The sequence below is a fragment of the Onishia taeanensis genome (assembly GCF_003268885.1).
Lineage (GTDB): Bacteria > Pseudomonadota > Gammaproteobacteria > Pseudomonadales > Halomonadaceae > Onishia > Onishia taeanensis_A.
In genome coordinates this window covers 1-16,534 of sequence record NZ_QLSX01000005.1, presented here as the reverse complement: position 1 = coordinate 16,534, position 16,534 = coordinate 1, and the positions used below count along the sequence as shown (strand labels likewise).

12 protein-coding genes and 1 pseudogene are annotated in these 16,534 nt (G+C 59.8%); 10 read left to right on the top strand and 3 right to left on the bottom strand.

Annotated elements, in window-relative coordinates:
- Positions 1-149 precede the first annotated feature (149 nt).
- The 9 genes from BCL93_RS08045 (at position 150) to sthA (ending at position 10,063) form a co-directional block, all read left to right on the top strand.
- Entirely contained in the window at positions 150-1,613 is a 1,464-nt protein-coding gene (locus tag BCL93_RS08045; RefSeq protein WP_112054770.1) for a glyceraldehyde-3-phosphate dehydrogenase, read from the top strand.
- 464 nt (positions 1,614-2,077) lie between these two features.
- Positions 2,078-3,430 (top strand): Na(+)-translocating NADH-quinone reductase subunit A, encoded by a 1,353-nt coding sequence (locus tag BCL93_RS08040; protein ID WP_112054769.1) that lies wholly within the window; start codon positions 2,078-2,080, stop codon positions 3,428-3,430.
- Entirely contained in the window at positions 3,430-4,656 is a 1,227-nt protein-coding gene (locus BCL93_RS08035; RefSeq protein ID WP_112054768.1) for an NADH:ubiquinone reductase (Na(+)-transporting) subunit B, read from the top strand. The genes BCL93_RS08040 and BCL93_RS08035 overlap by 1 nt, the downstream gene beginning before the upstream one ends.
- Positions 4,653-5,435, top strand: coding sequence for a Na(+)-translocating NADH-quinone reductase subunit C (locus BCL93_RS08030; RefSeq protein WP_112054767.1), 783 nt, complete (start codon positions 4,653-4,655; stop codon positions 5,433-5,435). The genes BCL93_RS08035 and BCL93_RS08030 overlap by 4 nt, the downstream gene beginning before the upstream one ends.
- 2 nt (positions 5,436-5,437) lie before the next feature.
- Entirely contained in the window at positions 5,438-6,106 is a 669-nt protein-coding gene (locus tag BCL93_RS08025; RefSeq protein WP_112054766.1) for an NADH:ubiquinone reductase (Na(+)-transporting) subunit D, read from the top strand.
- Between the two features lie 3 nt (positions 6,107-6,109).
- Entirely contained in the window at positions 6,110-6,727 is a 618-nt protein-coding gene (gene nqrE, locus BCL93_RS08020; protein WP_112054974.1) for an NADH:ubiquinone reductase (Na(+)-transporting) subunit E, read from the top strand.
- A 38-nt stretch (positions 6,728-6,765) separates the two neighbouring features.
- Positions 6,766-7,998, top strand: coding sequence for an NADH:ubiquinone reductase (Na(+)-transporting) subunit F (nqrF, locus tag BCL93_RS08015; protein ID WP_112054765.1), 1,233 nt, complete (start codon positions 6,766-6,768; stop codon positions 7,996-7,998).
- A 359-nt stretch (positions 7,999-8,357) separates the two neighbouring features.
- Positions 8,358-8,612: a (Na+)-NQR maturation NqrM gene (nqrM, locus tag BCL93_RS08010; RefSeq protein WP_112054764.1), complete on the top strand. Its 255-nt coding sequence runs from the start codon at positions 8,358-8,360 to the stop codon at positions 8,610-8,612.
- Positions 8,613-8,671: 59 nt separating this feature from the next.
- Positions 8,672-10,063, top strand: a complete 1,392-nt coding sequence (gene sthA, locus BCL93_RS08005) for a Si-specific NAD(P)(+) transhydrogenase (protein ID WP_112054763.1) — start codon at positions 8,672-8,674, stop codon at positions 10,061-10,063.
- A gap of 99 nt (positions 10,064-10,162) precedes the next feature.
- Here sthA and BCL93_RS08000 read toward each other — a convergent pair whose 3' ends face one another.
- The 3 genes and pseudogenes from BCL93_RS08000 to BCL93_RS07985 all read right to left on the bottom strand — a co-directional run bounded on the left by BCL93_RS08000 (position 10,163) and on the right by BCL93_RS07985 (position 15,733).
- A complete protein-coding gene (locus BCL93_RS08000) occupies positions 10,163-12,307 on the bottom strand; it encodes a YjbH domain-containing protein (protein WP_258396125.1) in 2,145 nt (714 codons plus the stop codon).
- Positions 12,308-13,261: 954 nt separating this feature from the next.
- A complete protein-coding gene (locus tag BCL93_RS07995; protein WP_181463063.1) occupies positions 13,262-13,834 on the bottom strand; it encodes a YjbF family lipoprotein in 573 nt (190 codons plus the stop codon).
- Positions 13,835-14,591: 757 nt separating this feature from the next.
- A pseudogene (locus tag BCL93_RS07985) lies at positions 14,592-15,733 on the bottom strand (IS3 family transposase).
- Positions 15,734-16,338: 605 nt separating this feature from the next.
- On the opposite strand from BCL93_RS07985, the gene BCL93_RS07980 reads away from it, so the two are divergent.
- The coding region (locus tag BCL93_RS07980; RefSeq protein ID WP_146742471.1) for a transposase family protein at positions 16,339-16,534 on the top strand (196 nt) is incomplete at its 3' end.

The following is a 16,534-nucleotide window of genomic DNA, read 5'->3' as shown; positions in this document are numbered from 1 at the left end:
GCGCATCGCCCACCTATTCATCTGTAGCTGTATATCCGTCGCCAACAATGGTCGGCTATCCATCAGTAGCGACGAGCAGCTACGGCTACCGGCGATGAGAGGCTTGCCACCCGCCATCTCATCGCCATGCTCATCAAGAGAGGCCCTACGTGAGTCAGCAGATGCTCGATACCGTCTTTGAGGAATGGCAGAACAACGAGGCCTTGGCCGAGGAAATGATCCCGCTGCTGGGCAAGCTGTATCGTCAGTACAACATCGTGACCTCGCTGTTCGGCCGTTCGCTGATCAACCAGTCGGTGATTCGCATCCTCAAGGACCATCGCTTCGTCAAGAAGGTCGAGGGCACCGAGCTTTCCGTGCAGGATACCTTCCCGCTGGTCAAGGCGATGACCGAGCTGAACCTGGGGCCCGCTCACGTCGATATCGGCAAGCTGGCGGTGGCTTACAAGCACAGTGACGCCGAGGATGTGACCTCCTTCCTGGAGCGCGAACTTGCCGAAATCGTCGGCGCGCACTGCAAGGTGAAGGGCAACGGCGAACCCAAGGACGTGGTGCTCTACGGCTTCGGGCGTATCGGCCGCATCCTGGCGCGCATCCTGGTCGAAAAGGCTGGCGGCGGTAACCTGCTGCGCCTGCGGGCCATCGTAGTGCGGGGGCGCGGCGACCTGGCCAAGGATCTCGAGAAGCGGGCCAGCCTTCTGCGTCGCGACTCCGTGCACGGGCCTTTCTCCGGCACCATCAGCGTCGATCACGACAGCAGTGCGCTGGTCGTCAATGGCAACTACATCAAGGTGATTTACGCCAACGAGCCCAGCGAGATCGATTACACCACCTACGGCATCGACAACGCCATCGTGGTGGATAACACCGGCATGTGGCGTGATGAGGAAGGCCTGGGGCAGCACCTGGCCTGCAAGGGGGTGTCCAAGGCGCTGCTGACCGCGCCGGGCAAGGGCGATGTCAAGAACGTGGTATATGGCATCAACCACACCGATATCGCGCGCGAAGATCGCATCGTATCGGCGGCGTCCTGTACCACCAACGCCATCGTGCCGGTGCTCAAGGCGCTGAACGATAAGTTCGGCATCGAGCATGGCCATGTCGAGACCGTGCACTCCTACACCAACGATCAGAACCTGATCGACAATTATCACAAGGGTGATCGTCGCGGCCGCAGTGCACCGCTCAACATGGTGCTGACCGAGACCGGCGCCGCCAAGGCCGTCGCCAAGGCACTGCCGGAGCTGACCGGCAAGCTGACCGGCAACGCCATTCGCGTACCGACCCCCAACGTGTCGATGGCGATCCTGAACCTGAACCTTCATCAGCAAACCGACGCCGAGGCCCTCAACGATTACCTGCGGCGCATGGCCATTCACTCACCGATGCAGAAGCAGATCGACTTCGTGGATTCCACGGAAGTGGTCTCGTCCGACTTCGTGGGCAATCGCCACGCCGGTATCGTCGATGCCAAGGCCACCATCGCCGATGGCAAGAATGCTGTTGTCTACGTGTGGTACGACAACGAGTTCGGCTACAGCTGCCAGGTGGTGCGCATTCTGCAGCACATGTCCAACGTCAGCTTCCTGGCGTTCCCGATGAACCGGGATTAACAGCGCCCTGCGCCCGAGCCCAAGGCTCGGGCGCATTCTTCATCGACGCACATGCCAATGGCTTCAGCGTCGCCTGGCACCTTCACTGTCTATGTCGCCTGTCGTGCTCGTCTGTTTGACTCGACTGTTTTGCTCAATTCGCTATCTTGCCTGATTTTTGTCCCCTGGCTATTTCGCCTAACTGTCTGACGCAAAAGCCTTCGTCCCCTTCCTGAAGGGCGTCTGCGTTGTTGCCCCCTGGCTGCCTGCTACCTTAGGTCGTGTGGCCTTTCGTTCCGCATGTCATTATAATGACCGAGATTTTAGGGGCGGTCCGTGCATCGCGGGCCGAACTGACAACCTTCTGATAAGAAAAGAATTCGAGCGCCGTGACCGTAATCCTGGGCGCCAATCCTCTGGCCCAGGGATAACGCGTTTTTCGAACCTCTTTCCTGACACATCAGAGCCGATAACTGGGCGAGTCTATGATCGAAGTCAAACGAGGCCTGGATCTCCCCATCGCGGGGGCGCCCGAGCAGCGCATCGAGGATGCGCGCCCGGTTCGTCACGTGGCCATCCTGGGCACCGACTATGTTGGCATGAAGCCGACCATGGAGGTCCGGGAGGGGGATAGCGTCAAACTAGGCCAGTTGCTCTTCACCGATAAGAAGATCGACGGCGTGCGCTTCACCGCGCCGGCGGCGGGTGAAGTGGTAGCGATCAACCGTGGCGAGAAGCGCAAGCTGCTCTCCGTGGTGATCAAGGTTGATGAAAATGAGGAAGAGGCCGTCGAGTTTACCGCCCATGAAGCCGGTAAGCTCGCCAGTCTCGACCGCCAGGTGGTAGTAGACCAGCTCGTTGAGTCGGGTCTCTGGACGGCACTGCGCACGCGCCCGTTCTCGCGTACGCCGACACTCGATGGGGTGCCGGAAAGCATTTTCGTCACTGCCGTCGACACCCATCCGCTAAGCCCGGATCCTGCCGTCATCATCAATGAGGCACCCGAGGCGTTCGAGAACGGTCTCAAGGTGTTGTCAAGGCTCACTGAAGGCAAGGTCTTCCTTTGCCAGGCACCTGACGCCAACCTGCCCGGCAGCAACGTCGATCAAGTGCAGGTCGAGACCTTCAGCGGCCCGCATCCGGCCGGCCTGGTGGGCACCCACATTCACTACCTGTCGCCGGTGGCGCTGAACAAACAGGTCTGGCACATCGGCTATCAGGACGTGATCGCCTTCGGCAAGATGTTCACCGAAGGTAAGCTGAACGTTAGCCGTGTGATCGCCGTTGGTGGACCGCGCGCCGACAAGCCACGTCTGGTCCGCACCCGCATCGGTGCTAGCACCGAAGAGCTGCTGGCAGGCGAAGTCGAGTCACCTGAGGATACGCGTGTGATCTCTGGCTCCGTGTTCGCAGGCTCCATCGCCGAGGGCGCACTGCGCTACGTGGGTCGCTTCCACAACCAGTTGAGTCTGTTGGAAGAAGGCAACAAGCGCGCCTTCATGGGCTGGCTGTCGCCCGGCGTCAATCGGCACTCGGTCATGGGTATCTATCTGTCGAAGGTTCTCGGCCTCAAGAAGTATGCCCCCGACACCTCTACCAATGGCTCCGAGCGTGCCATGGTACCGGTCGGCAACTACGAGACCGTCATGCCGCTGGATATCCTGCCCACCCAACTGCTGCGCTCGCTGATCGTTGGCGATATCGAAACCGCCATGCAGTTGGGGTGTCTGGAACTGGATGAAGAGGACCTGGCGCTGTGCACCTACGTGTGCCCCGGCAAATATGAATACGGTCCCATCCTGCGTGACAACCTCACTACCATCGAGAAAGAGGCCTGATGATGGGTATCCGACAGACACTCGATAATCTCGAGCCGCACTTTCACAAGGGTGGTAAGTTCGAGCAGTTCTATCCGCTCTTCGAAGCCGTCGACACGATCTTCTATGCGCCGCCCAGCGTCACCAAAACCACGGCTCACGTCCGTGATGGTGTCGATCTCAAGCGCATCATGATCACCGTCTGGATGTGTACCTTCCCGGCGATGTTCTTCGGCATGTGGAACGCCGGCTGGCAGGCCAATACGGCCATCGCCGATGGCTATGCCTCCATGGGCGGCTGGCGCGAAGCCATCCTGATGCTGCTGGCCGGTGGCCATGATGTCAGCAGCGTCTGGTCCAACTTCGTGCTGGGCGCGACCTACTTCCTGCCGATCTACCTGGTGACCTTCGTGGTCGGCGGTTTCTGGGAAGTGCTGTTCGCCATCAAGCGCGGTCATGAGGTCAACGAAGGCTTCTTCGTCTCCTCGGTGCTGTTCGCGTTGATCCTGCCGGCGACGATTCCGCTGTGGCAGGTGGCGCTGGGTATCACCTTCGGCATCGTGATCGGCAAGGAGATCTTCGGCGGCACCGGCAAGAACTTCCTGAACCCGGCCCTTACCGCCCGTGCGTTCCTGTACTTCGCCTATCCGGCGCAGATCTCGGGGGAAAACGTCTGGGTCGCGGCTGACGGTTATACAGGTGCCACGGCGCTTTCCACCGCTTTCCAGAGCGGCATGTCGGCATTGACGAGTCAGTTCAGCTGGTGGGATGCCTTCCTCGGTTACATCCCGGGCTCTATCGGTGAAACGTCGACGCTGGCGATCCTGATTGGTGCCGCGGTGCTGCTTTGGACCCGCATCGCCTCCTGGCGCATCATGCTGGGTGTTTTCCTCGGCATGGTAGCAACCAGCTCTCTGTTCAATGCCATCGGCTCCGATACCAATGCCATGTTCGCCATGCCCTGGTACTGGCACCTGGTAGTGGGCGGCTTCGCCTTCGGCATGGTGTTCATGGCGACCGACCCGGTCTCCGCCTCCATGACCAACAAGGGCCGTCTCGCCTTCGGCGCGCTGATCGGGGTGATGACGGTGCTGATCCGTGTCGTGAACCCGGCCTTCCCCGAGGGCATCATGCTGGCCATTCTGTTCGCCAACCTGTTCGCCCCGCTGATTGACCATTTCTTTGTCCAGGCCAACATCAAGCGCCGCCAGCAGCGTACTGGTGCCATGGCTGAGGAGAGTGCCTGATGGCGAGTAACAACTCCATCAAGAAGACGCTGATCGTTGCCTTCGCGCTGTGCATCGTCTGCTCGGTGATCGTGTCCACCGCCGCGGTTGCATTGCGCCCGCAGCAAGCGTTCAACCAAGAGGCCGACCGTAAGTCGAATATCCTCCAGGTGGCGGGCCTCTATGACGCAGGCGAGTCGATCACCAAGCAGTTCGAACAGGTGACCGCGCGTGCCGTCGATCTGCGCACCGGTGAATACACCGATGAGGTTGACCCCGAGCGCTACGATGGCTTCAGTGCCGCTCGTGATCCTGCTCAGTCGCGGACCCTGTCTGGCGAGAAAGATATCGCCGGCCTGTCGCGTCAGGAAAACTATTCGGTGGTCTACCTGGTCGGGGATCCGCAGAATCCCGAGAAAATTATCCTGCCCATTCGTGGCCAAGGCCTTTGGGGGCTGATGCGCGGTTATCTGGCGCTGAAAGGCGATGGCAACACCATCGAGGGCATCACCTTCTATTCTCACTCCGAGACACCGGGGCTGGGTGGCGAAGTGGACAACCCGAAATGGAAGGCCCAGTGGGATGGCAAGCAAGTCTACGCCGATGGTGAAGTCGGCCAGGGCCGCCCGGAAATCGCACTGGTCAAGGGGGGTGCCAGCAATCCCACCGAGGTCGATGCGTTGTCAGGGGCTTCCCTGACCAGCAAGGGCGTGACCAACCTGGTGCAGTTCTGGCTTAGCGAGCAAGGCTTCGGCCAGTATCTCGCCAAGTTCCGCGATTCTTCTGAAGAAGGAGCCTGAGCATGTCAGCCGCAACCCCCAAAGGCGTACTGATCACGCCGATCTTCAAGAACAACCCGATCGCGCTGCAGATCCTCGGGATCTGCTCGGCGCTGGCGGTGACCAGCAGCATGAGCGTATCGCTGGTCATGGCACTGGCAGTGATCGCGGTCACGGCTTTTTCGAGCATGTTCGTTTCACTGATCCGCAATCACATTCCGTCCTCGATCCGCATCATCGTGCAGATGACCATCATCGCCTCGCTGGTGATCGTGGTCGACCAGGTGCTCAAGGCTTACGCCTATGAGATGTCCAAGCAGCTGTCGGTGTTCGTGGGCCTGATCATCACCAACTGCATCGTGATGGGTCGTGCCGAGGGCTTTGCCATGCAGAATGGCCCGGTGCTGTCATTCCTCGACGGCGTGGGTAACGGTCTGGGCTATGGCTTCATCCTGATGGTGGTAGCCTTCTTCCGCGAACTGCTCGGTTCGGGCAGCCTGTTCGGTATGACTATACTGACGCCCGTGCAGGACGGCGGCTGGTACGTGCCCAACGGCCTGATGCTGCTGCCGCCGTCGGCGTTCTTCGTCATCGGCCTGATCATCTGGGTGATGCGTAGCTTGCAGCCGGAACAGATTGAAGAGAATCAGTTCCAGATGAAGCACAACACACAGCCGAAGGAGGCCGTGTAAATGATCGAACATTATCTCAGCCTGTTCGTTGCCTCGGTCTTTGTCGAAAACATGGCCCTGGCCTTCTTCCTGGGCATGTGCACCTTCATGGCGGTTTCCAAGAAGGTCTCATCGGCGCTGGGCTTGGGCATTGCCGTTATCGCGGTGCTCGCGATCACCGTGCCGGTCAATAACCTGATTCTCACCTATCTGCTCGATGAAGGGGCGCTGTCCTGGACCGGCGTCAGCGGGGCCGAGAACATCGACCTGTCGTTCCTCGGCTACCTGAGCTACATCGGCGTGATCGCGGCTATCGTGCAGATTCTCGAGATGTTCCTCGACAAGTACGTGCCGGCTCTATACAACGCCCTCGGCGTGTTCCTGCCGCTGATCACCGTGAACTGCGCGATTCTCGGCGCCACACTGTTCATGTCCGAGCGTAACTACAACTTCGGTGAATCCGTGGTGTATGGCGTAGGCGCTGGTTTCGGCTGGGCGCTAGCGATTGCGGCGCTGGCCGGGATTCGCGAGAAGCTCAAGTACAGCGATGTGCCGGCCGGCCTTCAGGGTCTGGGCATCACCTTCATCACCGTGGGTCTGATGTCGCTTGGCTTCATGTCCTTCTCCGGTATCCAGCTCTGAGGCCCGCCTCAGGCAACGAACACCAATAGGAAACCGACATGGTTGATACAAATATCATCTTGCTCGGCGTGGTCATGTTCACCGTGGTCGTTATCGGCCTGGTGGGGATCATCCTGGCCGCGCGCAGCCGCCTCGTCAGCAGCGGCGACGTGACCATCGAGATCAATGGCGACCCTGACTACACCCTGAGCACACAGGCAGGCGGCAAGCTGCTGCAGACCCTGGCGGCCAACGGCATCTTCCTGTCTTCCGCCTGTGGCGGCGGCGGCTCTTGTGCCCAGTGCAAGTGCCGTGTAGCCGACGGCGGCGGGGGGATCCTGCCGACCGAGGAATCCGCGTTCACCATGCGCGAGAAGAAGGATGGCTGGCGTCTTTCTTGCCAGGTGCCGGTGAAGCAGGACATGAAGATCGAAGTTCCCGAAGAGGTCTTCGGCGTCAAGCAGTGGGAGTGCGAGGTCACCTCCAACCCCAACGTCGCGACCTTCATCAAGGAGCTCAACCTCAAGCTGCCCGAAGGCGAGGAAGTCGATTTCCGTGCCGGTGGTTACGTGCAGCTGGTGGCACCGCCCTATGACATAAAGTTCTCCGACTTCGATATCGAAGAAGAGTACCGGGGCGATTGGGAGAAGTTCGAGCTGTTCAAGGTCTCCCACAAGAGCGACGAGGAGGTCATCCGCGCCTACTCGATGGCCAACTACCCGGAAGAGTACGGCCTGCTCAAGTTCAACATCCGTATCGCCACGCCGCCTCCCGGCACCGATCATCCGCCGGGCCTGATGTCGACCTACGTCTTCAACCTGAAGCCGGGCGACAAGGTGCAGGTGATGGGGCCCTTCGGTGAGTTCTTCGCCAAGGACACCGATGCCGAAATGGTCTTCGTTGGCGGTGGTGCCGGCATGGCGCCGATGCGCAGCCACATCTTCGACCAGCTCAAGCGCCTGAACTCCAAGCGCAAGATCTCGTTCTGGTACGGTGCACGCTCCTGGCGCGAGACCTTCTACAACGAAGAGTTCGACCAACTGGCCGAAGAAAACGACAACTTCGAGTGGCACCTGGCACTGTCGGATCCGCTGCCCGAAGACAACTGGGAAGGCCCGACCGGCTTCATTCACAACGTGCTCTATGAAAACTACCTCAAGGACCACCCGGCGCCTGAGGACTGCGAGTACTACATGTGTGGGCCGCCCATGATGAACGCCTCGGTGATCAAGATGCTGCTGGATATGGGCGTCGAACCCGAGAACATCGCATTGGACGATTTCGGCGGCTAAGCATTCATCGCCAAACTCGGTGGCGAGTGTGCGCCGGGGCAAGGCGCAGCGAGGGTCCTTGGCCATGGATGGCCTAGGTAGCGCTCAAGGAGGGGTTAACAGCGCCCTCGCGCAGCGTTGCCGCCGGTGAACGCCACGCCAATGAAACAGGCCATTGCGCTACAGGGCTGGCCCACAGGGCCGGCCCTGCTTCATTTTACGCATCGCTTTTTGATCAACTGTTACCTCGCCTGACGACAACAGGAATGATTTGCCGCCAGCCGAGGTCACAGTGTTAGAGCTTCAACGTGTGACATCCATTCACTCCCCGAGCCTGCTCGCGCGCCAATATGCGGCGAGAGGCAGTCCAGGAGACTCCCATGACGATCTGGTTTTTGGTATTTGGTTTTATGCTGCTGCTGATGGCCGCCATGGCTGTCGGCGTTATCCTCGGTCGCAAGCCGATTGCCGGTTCCTGCGGCGGGCTCAATAACCTTGGCCTCAAGAATGGCTGCGATATCTGTGGCGGCAATGACAAGGTCTGCGAGGAAGAGAACAAAAAGACCGCCAGTGCCCGTCGTGCCAGCGACGAGAGCCGTGGTGCGGACCTTGGTTATGACGCCACCCGGCGCTGAGCCTTGGGCCGAAGCCAGCGGAAAACATATAAACGGGACCCCCAGCGCTAGGAGAAACGATGGCAGTTCATAATTACGACGTGGTGGTGATCGGTACCGGTCCCTCGGGCGAAAGCGCTGCGATCAACGCCGCGAAGCATGGCAAGCGCGTAGCAATCATCGAAAAGCAGCAGTCCGTGGGCGGCAACTGCACCCACTGGGGAACCATCCCGTCGAAAGCGCTGCGCCATCAGGTCAAGCAGATCATGGCCTTTAATACCAACCGCATGTTTCGCGATATCGGCGAGCCGCGTTGGTTCTCGTTTCCCAAGGTGCTGCAGCGCTCCCAGGTGACCATCGACCAGCAGGTCGAAATGCGCACCACCTTCTATGCCCGTAATCGCATCGACGTGTTCTTCGGCGTGGCTCGCTTCAAGGATGAGCACACCCTGCTGGTGCGCGACAACCACGAAGGCGTCGAAGAAATCAACGCCCAGAAGATTGTCATCGCAACCGGTTCGCGCCCTTATCGCCCGGCAGATATCGACTTCCGTCACCCGCGCATCTACTGCTCCGACACCGTGCTCGGGCTATCGCACACGCCGCGCACCCTGATCATCTTCGGTGCCGGCGTTATCGGCAGCGAGTACGCCTCGATCTTCTCCGGGCTCGGCGTCAAGGTCGATCTGCTTGATTCCCGCGACCGCCTGCTGTCTTTCCTCGACGACGAAATCAGCGATGCGCTGTCCTATCATCTGCGCCATCACGGTGCGCTGATCCGTCACAACGAAGACTATGAACGGGTAGAGGGCGACGAGTCTGGCGTCATCGTGCATCTCAAGTCCGGTAAGAAGCTGCGCGCCGATGCCTTCCTGTGGGCCAACGGCCGCACCGGCAACACCGACCAGCTCGGGCTCGAGAACATCGGCCTCGAGGCCAACGGTCGCGGCCAGCTTCAGGTCGATAACCACTACCGTACCGCCATCCCGCATATCTATGCGGTGGGCGACGTGATCGGCTGGCCGAGCCTCGCCAGTGCCGCCTATGACCAGGGCCGCAACGCAAGCGACGACCTGCTCGATGAGGACTTCCGCTTCGTCGATGACGTACCGACCGGCATCTACACCATTCCCGAGATCAGCTCGGTGGGCAAGACCGAGCGCGAGCTGACCGCCGCCAAGGTGCCCTATGAAGTGGCCCAGGCGTTCTTCAAGGACACCGCTCGGGCGCAGATCACCGGCGACACCGTCGGCATGTTGAAGATCCTCTTCCACCGCGAGAGCCTCGAGATTCTCGGCATCCACTGCTTCGGCGACCAGGCCTCCGAGATCGTGCACATCGGCCAGGCGATCATGCAGCAGGAAGGCGAGGCCAATACCCTCAAGTACTTCATCAATACCACCTTCAACTATCCGACCATGGCCGAGGCCTATCGGGTGGCGGCGCAGAACGGCTTGAATCGCCTGTTTTGAAGCTCTCTTCCAAGATATAAAACAAATATGCAAAAAGAGCCCTGGCCATAGTGCCGGGGCTCTTGCGTTGTGCTAAATCAACAAATGGCTGAGACTTCTTTATTCCCAGACCTTGTCTCGGTCTTCCCAGTAACGGTCAAGATGGCGGTCCTCAGTCATCTCGTAGAGCGAGTAGCGGCGCGCGAGGCGGGCGCCGCCGTCGCGGGTCAGCGGTTGCCAGCTCAGGGTGAGGTGGTCGCGGCTGTGGGTGGTGAAGAACGCATCCAGCGGTAGGCTGATATAGACGCCTTTGTCGAAGCTACCCTCGCCGAAGCTATCCCCAGCATCGGTAAAGGTCGCCCAGGCCCCCATGCGCGCGCCCGACGCGAATTCACGTGACAGGTCGATGGTGGTGCCAATATCTTTGGCGAGATAACGGCCTACGCTGACCTTGGCCAGCACGTCCTCGAAATCAGTTTGGACATATGCGCTTAGGTGCCCGGTCCAAGTGGAGTAATCGCGCAGTCCGAATTGCTGGTCGAAGTCGCGTTGGCGCACATAGTTTAGATCGGCACCCAGCGCCCAGTCGCTGTTGAAGGGGCGATACATTACCTCACTGCCGACCCCGGCATACATCATCTCCAGCACGCCACCATAACCCATGCCGAACCAGTTATCGCTCAGACGCTTGGTGCGCGTGTATTGCAGATTGGTGACACCGAGGCTGCTCTCGTCGAGGTAGTCACCGATATAGGTCCTGACCCGCGGGAGGTCAGAGTCGGCAATATAGTCATATTTGTCGAAGTTGTCGGCAACGGTCCAGCCTACCGTGCCCGAGAACCAGCCGTTGGCATCGGTGAGATACTTGCCATTGGCGCGCACCAGGAGCTGATACAGGTAGCCATCCGGCCCGCCAAGGTTCTGATTGATCCCGGGGCTGACATTAAAGTGGAATCGCTGTGTTTCGGGGGTCGACATGACCTCGCCGCGTGACACGCCTTTGGCGGGTGTTGTGTAGATGCCGTAGTAATAGTCTGGCTCGGCTTGAATTGATTGGGCCGCTGACACAAAAGCGTCTCGTGAGTGTACGTCGTCGCGCAGGCTCAGGCCGTGCGATTGCCAACGATACCGGAAGGTCGTGATGGCATCGGGGGCGTTGTTATGAAGGACCCGGTTGGCACGCCCCTCCGTATGAGCCAGTGAGCGATATTTGGTGGGTTCTCCTTCAACCACCAGAGTATCCCCTGACACCACCAAGCGATGCACCCGAATGCCGGCATTGGCCAACAACTGTTCGCTAGTGGCGCGCCAGTTGGTCTCGTCCGCTGTCGTCGAGCTGTCCAAGCCCTCTGTCAGAGGCTTTTGTTGGGCGCGCGATGATGGGGTCGCCGCCGGAGCGGGGGCGGGTGCAATCGAGAGGGGCGGTGCGTCACGCTTGGCCTGATGCAGGCTGGCCAGGTTGGCGCTCAGAGTGATGCCGGTCATCAGCGTATTACCCCGTTCCCAGCCTGCGTGCAGGGTCAGGTTGTCACTGACGTGGTAGCGGGCGCCAATATTGACAGGAGAATCCTGTTCAAGGGGCTCAGCAGAGGGCTCATTCGAATAGTCGTTACCCTCATATTCCAGCTGCAACACCAAGGGCTGCCAGGGCGTCTGGTATTCGATGCCGGCAAAGGCAGCCACCGGTCCACGGAACAGCTGGCTGAAGGCGAATTCACCGCCTTGGTCGCCGCCCGCATTCCCAGGGCGGGTTTTGAAGCGGCTATCGAGCACGCTTAGGGGCGACTCCATGTCGCTGCGGGTTCCAAGGTAGCCCCAGCCGAGACCCAGGCTGAAGTCGAGGTCGTACCAGCGCTTGCTGGCGACCAGATACTCGGCCCCGAACAAGGTGGTCCCGCCGGCGTCCCGCATGCCTAGGGCAACCTCAGGCAGATAGCGACTTTCTTCCCACAGCCGAAGCTTCGCATCGAGGCCTTTGTCCAGATACGCTCGGTCACCGGCAATGGCGGCACCATAAAGGCGGTTCTCAATCTCGGTGTAGCGGAACGTGAACTCGAACCAGTCCGCCGGTTGGAGGCTGATGCTATAGCGCCGGTAAGGGGGTGTCTGATGATAGGAGAAAGAAAACTCTCCCAGTGGTGCCATGCGGGCAGTAGGGGTCTGCATCAGGCCGACACCGCCCGAATCGCCTTGGCCGCTGCCGAGATGCTGTTGATGAGATGTCAGGTCCTGAGTGTCGCTGCCCGTGTTGATGGCGTCGAGCATGCTCGCCCATGTAGGAGCGGCGATCATGACACAGGCCACACCCCAAAGTCGGGTGATTCCGGGATGGCGGCGCGGACAGCGATGCATGACGTCTGCTTGAGCAAAGTGCTTGTACATCATGAAGGATCTGCCGTAGTAGGTGAGTCAGTGATCAGGTAGTGGCAGTCATCCCCCGGCAGACGGGTGGCGAGCAAGTCGGGTAAATGAGTGTTCACCCATCTTGCACTTGGTGAGTCGTGAGAAATGGGCACGACGACGCGACTACCCGGTGGCAGCGATAGTGATTGGTGATTATAAGCCTGGACGCCGACGCGACGTAGGTCACCCATTGGGGATATCCAAATCACTTTGTCGGTGATCGTTGCGCGTGACGCATCGCTAGCCAGGCCCACTTCGGCAAGAGCGTCATCGAGCATCAGCCCTGGGCGGTATGCCACTCTAGTGACGCCAGCGGGGTGCCATAGCTCGACCCAATCGGGGATGCTGCAGAAACCGGCCTTGTCGAGGGAGGCAAGGGATGGGTTGAGGCGCGGGCGTGCGACCAGTGTGGCCAGGTCGGCACGCCCCAGGCTTCTGGATTGATGGGGAGTCGCTGCCAAGGTCAGGGCGTGGTCGTGCCAGCTGATTATCCCGGGCATGGCGTTGCCTGGTGCTAGCGTCATTTCCTGACTTATCGTTTCCAGTTCCGCGGCCAGGCGCGTCAGTCGCTGAGGCAGCTCAACGCCATCAGCCCGGCGCTGATAAAAGGTATAGGCCGGGGAGGGGGGCGGCGTGTCCAGCGACAGCCAGACATCGCGGAGCGTTTGTGGTGCTGCTTGAGCAGCTGCCCCTGAGGCGCAAAGGGCTAGGATGCTCCCAGTCAGCCATGTTCCAAGTCGTGCCAGGCGAGGAGCTGTCATCGGGTGTTTTCGCATAGAGGTTTGTCATATGGTGCCCGCGACAGGCGGAGCAATCCTAGTTCTGTGGCCACCAAGGGCGTGCCACCTGCCAGGCGATGCGCTGTGCGTCGGGCCAAGGCTGGATGTCGCCCGCCCATATGCGTCCCGTGACGGGGTCGCGCCATAGCGTGTTATCGCTTTCGCCGGCATCTAGCCAGTCCAATTGTTGGTGGCAGGCTTCCAGTGAGTGTGTCAGAAGCGGCAACTTCAACGGTGCGGCTGATTCACAGTGTGTCTGTATCTGAGCACTGTCGACATGTTGCTGGCCATCGGCATCGCGCCATTGCACAGTCAAGGCGTGTGCGACGAATAGGTTGTCTGCAGAGGAAGGCATCGAGTAATCGATGCCCACTAACTCATTATCAAACCCGGCTGAGGCAAAGGGCACTCCATGCCGAAGCTCTAGTGTGGCTCGATCTCGCGCTTGCCATAGCGTGAGTGCACCGGTGCCACCACTTTGATAAGCCATGACCACTAGGGCATCGTTGCCATCCATTGAGAGGGCTAGGGATGCATAAGGCACCTGCCGGGCGTAGTCAGCCATGTCGGCGGTTGAGTCACCCCATAGCATCGACAGAGTGTCTGCCATAGGCGTCGTCCCACCGCCCTGGGTGCAAGCAGGCAAGGACAGGACGATACCTGTCAGTACGCCGCAACGCATCGAGGCCGCCCGCAGGCGGCCTCGAGAGGATGGTGATAGCGAGGGCATTACTGTGTGGTGCCCGTAGTACCTGTAGTACCTGTAGTACCTGTAGTGCCGGTACCACTGTTGCCGCCGTTACTGGAGACTGCTTGCGCGGCCACGCCAATGGCTGCAGCTGACGCTACGACAGTGCCAGCAATTGCGGCCGATGAAAGACCCGCAGCGCCGACGCCTGCGGCACCGCCTGCGGCTACACCAGAGCCGGCGGCTCCTGCACCAGCACCACCGCCGGCACCAGCCGCTCCGCCGGCGCCCGCACTACCGCCACCACCAGTGCCTGCACCAGCACCGCCTTCGGCAGACTGTGCCATCGCTAGGGGTGACGCCAGTAGGCCAGCAATCGCAACCAATGCAAATGTCTTCTTGAACATGAAGGCACTCCTTCCTCTGAGTTCATAAACAATGGCTCGCTAACCGACTGGCATTAGCGCCCATTAGTAAAGCTGAGTATGCAAGTGTAAGGCGAATCCTGCAATCATAAGGTCGTCGATAGTATGGAATTCAGCCCCATTTTGACCTGATTATGGGTAGGGTGGCTGTATTTATCCGCGATATAGCTAGGGTGCTTGTTAATATAAGCCGCCTAGTGTCTTGTAGGAAATTGACTACAACTTGGTCTGGTCAAGTGAGAGCGGACACATTTTCAAGCCGCAGCTGCCAGTTCGATCTCCCTCGGCGACTGGTAGCCGAGGGTCGAGTGGAGCCGGCAGCTGTTGTACTCCATCTCGATGTATTCGATCACGTCCTGCCGTGCTGCCTGGCGGCTCCAATATCGCTGATCCGCCAGCCACTCGCTTTTCAGTGAGCCGAAGAAGCGCTCCATGACGGCATTGTCCCAGCAATTCCCCTTGCGGCTCATCGAGGCCTGGAACCCGTGCCGATCCAGTGTGGATCGGTAGTCATGCGATGCGTATTGACTGCCGCGGTCGCTGTGATGGATCAACCCGCTCTTGGGCTGCCGGCGCCCTACGGCCATCTCCAGGGCGTCCAGGACCAGCTGCGTGCGCATGTGGTCGGCCATCGCCCAGCCCACCAACTGCCGGTCATGGAGATCGAGCACCGCCGCCAGATAGAGCCAGCCCTCCAGCGTCCAGATTGCCGTGATGTCGGCCACCCAGGCCCGGTTCGGTGCCGCCACCATGAACTGGCGGTTCAGCAGGTTGGGCGCCACCGGCAGGCTGTGCTGACTGTCGGTCGTATGGCGCCAGCGTCGCCGCTGTCGTGCCTCTATGCCGGCTTCCCGCATCAGGCTGCGGGCCTGATAGCGGCCGATCTCGTAGCCGCGTCGTCGCAGCTCCCTGGCCATGCGCCGGCTGCCGTAGCTGCCACGCTTTCGGCGATGGATCTCTCTGACTTCACAGAGCAGGGCCTGACGATGGTCATCAAGGCCACGCCGTCGCCAGGCATAGAAACTACTCCGGCTGACCTGCATGACCCGACACAACACGGCCACGGGATAGGTGGCCTTCTCCGACTCGATGAACTGGTATCTCAGCTCGACTCTTTGGCGAAGAAGGCCGCCGCCTTTTTTAGAATATCCTTTTCAACCTGAAGCTTACGAACTTCTTCGCGGAGCTTCTTGATCTCGGCGTCGCGATCGTCCTCCTGCCGCCCCGGGGTGCCGGAGCCCTGCTGACGGTGCTTGCGGCACCAGCGGTCCAGCACGCTGCGCTCCACTCCCAGGCGCCGGGCGGCCTCAGATACGGAATACCCCTGATCGGTCACCAGATTCACCGCATCCGCCTTGAATTCATCGGAAAACCGACGTCGAGTCTTCTTGGTCATGAACACCTCCATTGCCTCCATTATGAGGCTTATCGGGGTGTCCGCTCCAATTGGACCACTTCAACTTGGTCTCTTCAGCAGTTATTACTGGCTGTGTGCAGAGCAGATCTGTAGGATGGCTGCCGGAGAAATTGTATCCATTTCATCGGGATGTATGGATATGGCACCCAACAGAGCGTGTCAAAGGGTACGACATCTACTGGTGCCGGGCCGGTAAGTGCCGAAGGTGCCGGCACCTCCCCGCGAGCGGGAGAATGGTAACGCCTAGCTACTAGAAGATGGTAGGTAAAGGCTAGTTCGTGGGCATGATCAAATAATTAGGACTATCAGCCGTGCGCTGACTACTGGCCTCAGGGATGCGTCTTTATAACCTTGTGGCGGTAGCGTGTCTTGAACTCTTACGTTGAGAGCACCATATGACTGATAGACATCACCTTGGCTGGTTGTCGGCCACCTTGATCGCCGCGTTGCTGAGTGGCTGCGCCTGGGCACCTGGCAGCCACATCAGGGAAAACGCATGAAAAACCGCGCTACGACGGGCCTCGTGGCGCTTTACCAGTAGGAGCTAATGTGGTCATCTAGCAGCTTTTGCTCATGGATGACTCATGCTGACACCGTCTCTTATGCACCATTTATCGATCGTTCCCGACTTCCGACAGGCCTGGAAAGTGCAGCATCAGCTGTCGGACATCTTGTTCCTGACGGTCTGCGCGGTGATATGTGGTGCTGAAGGTTGGGACGAGATAGAGGATTTTGGCCACGCGAAGCTCGACTTTCTCCGCCAGTACGGTGATTTTGAGG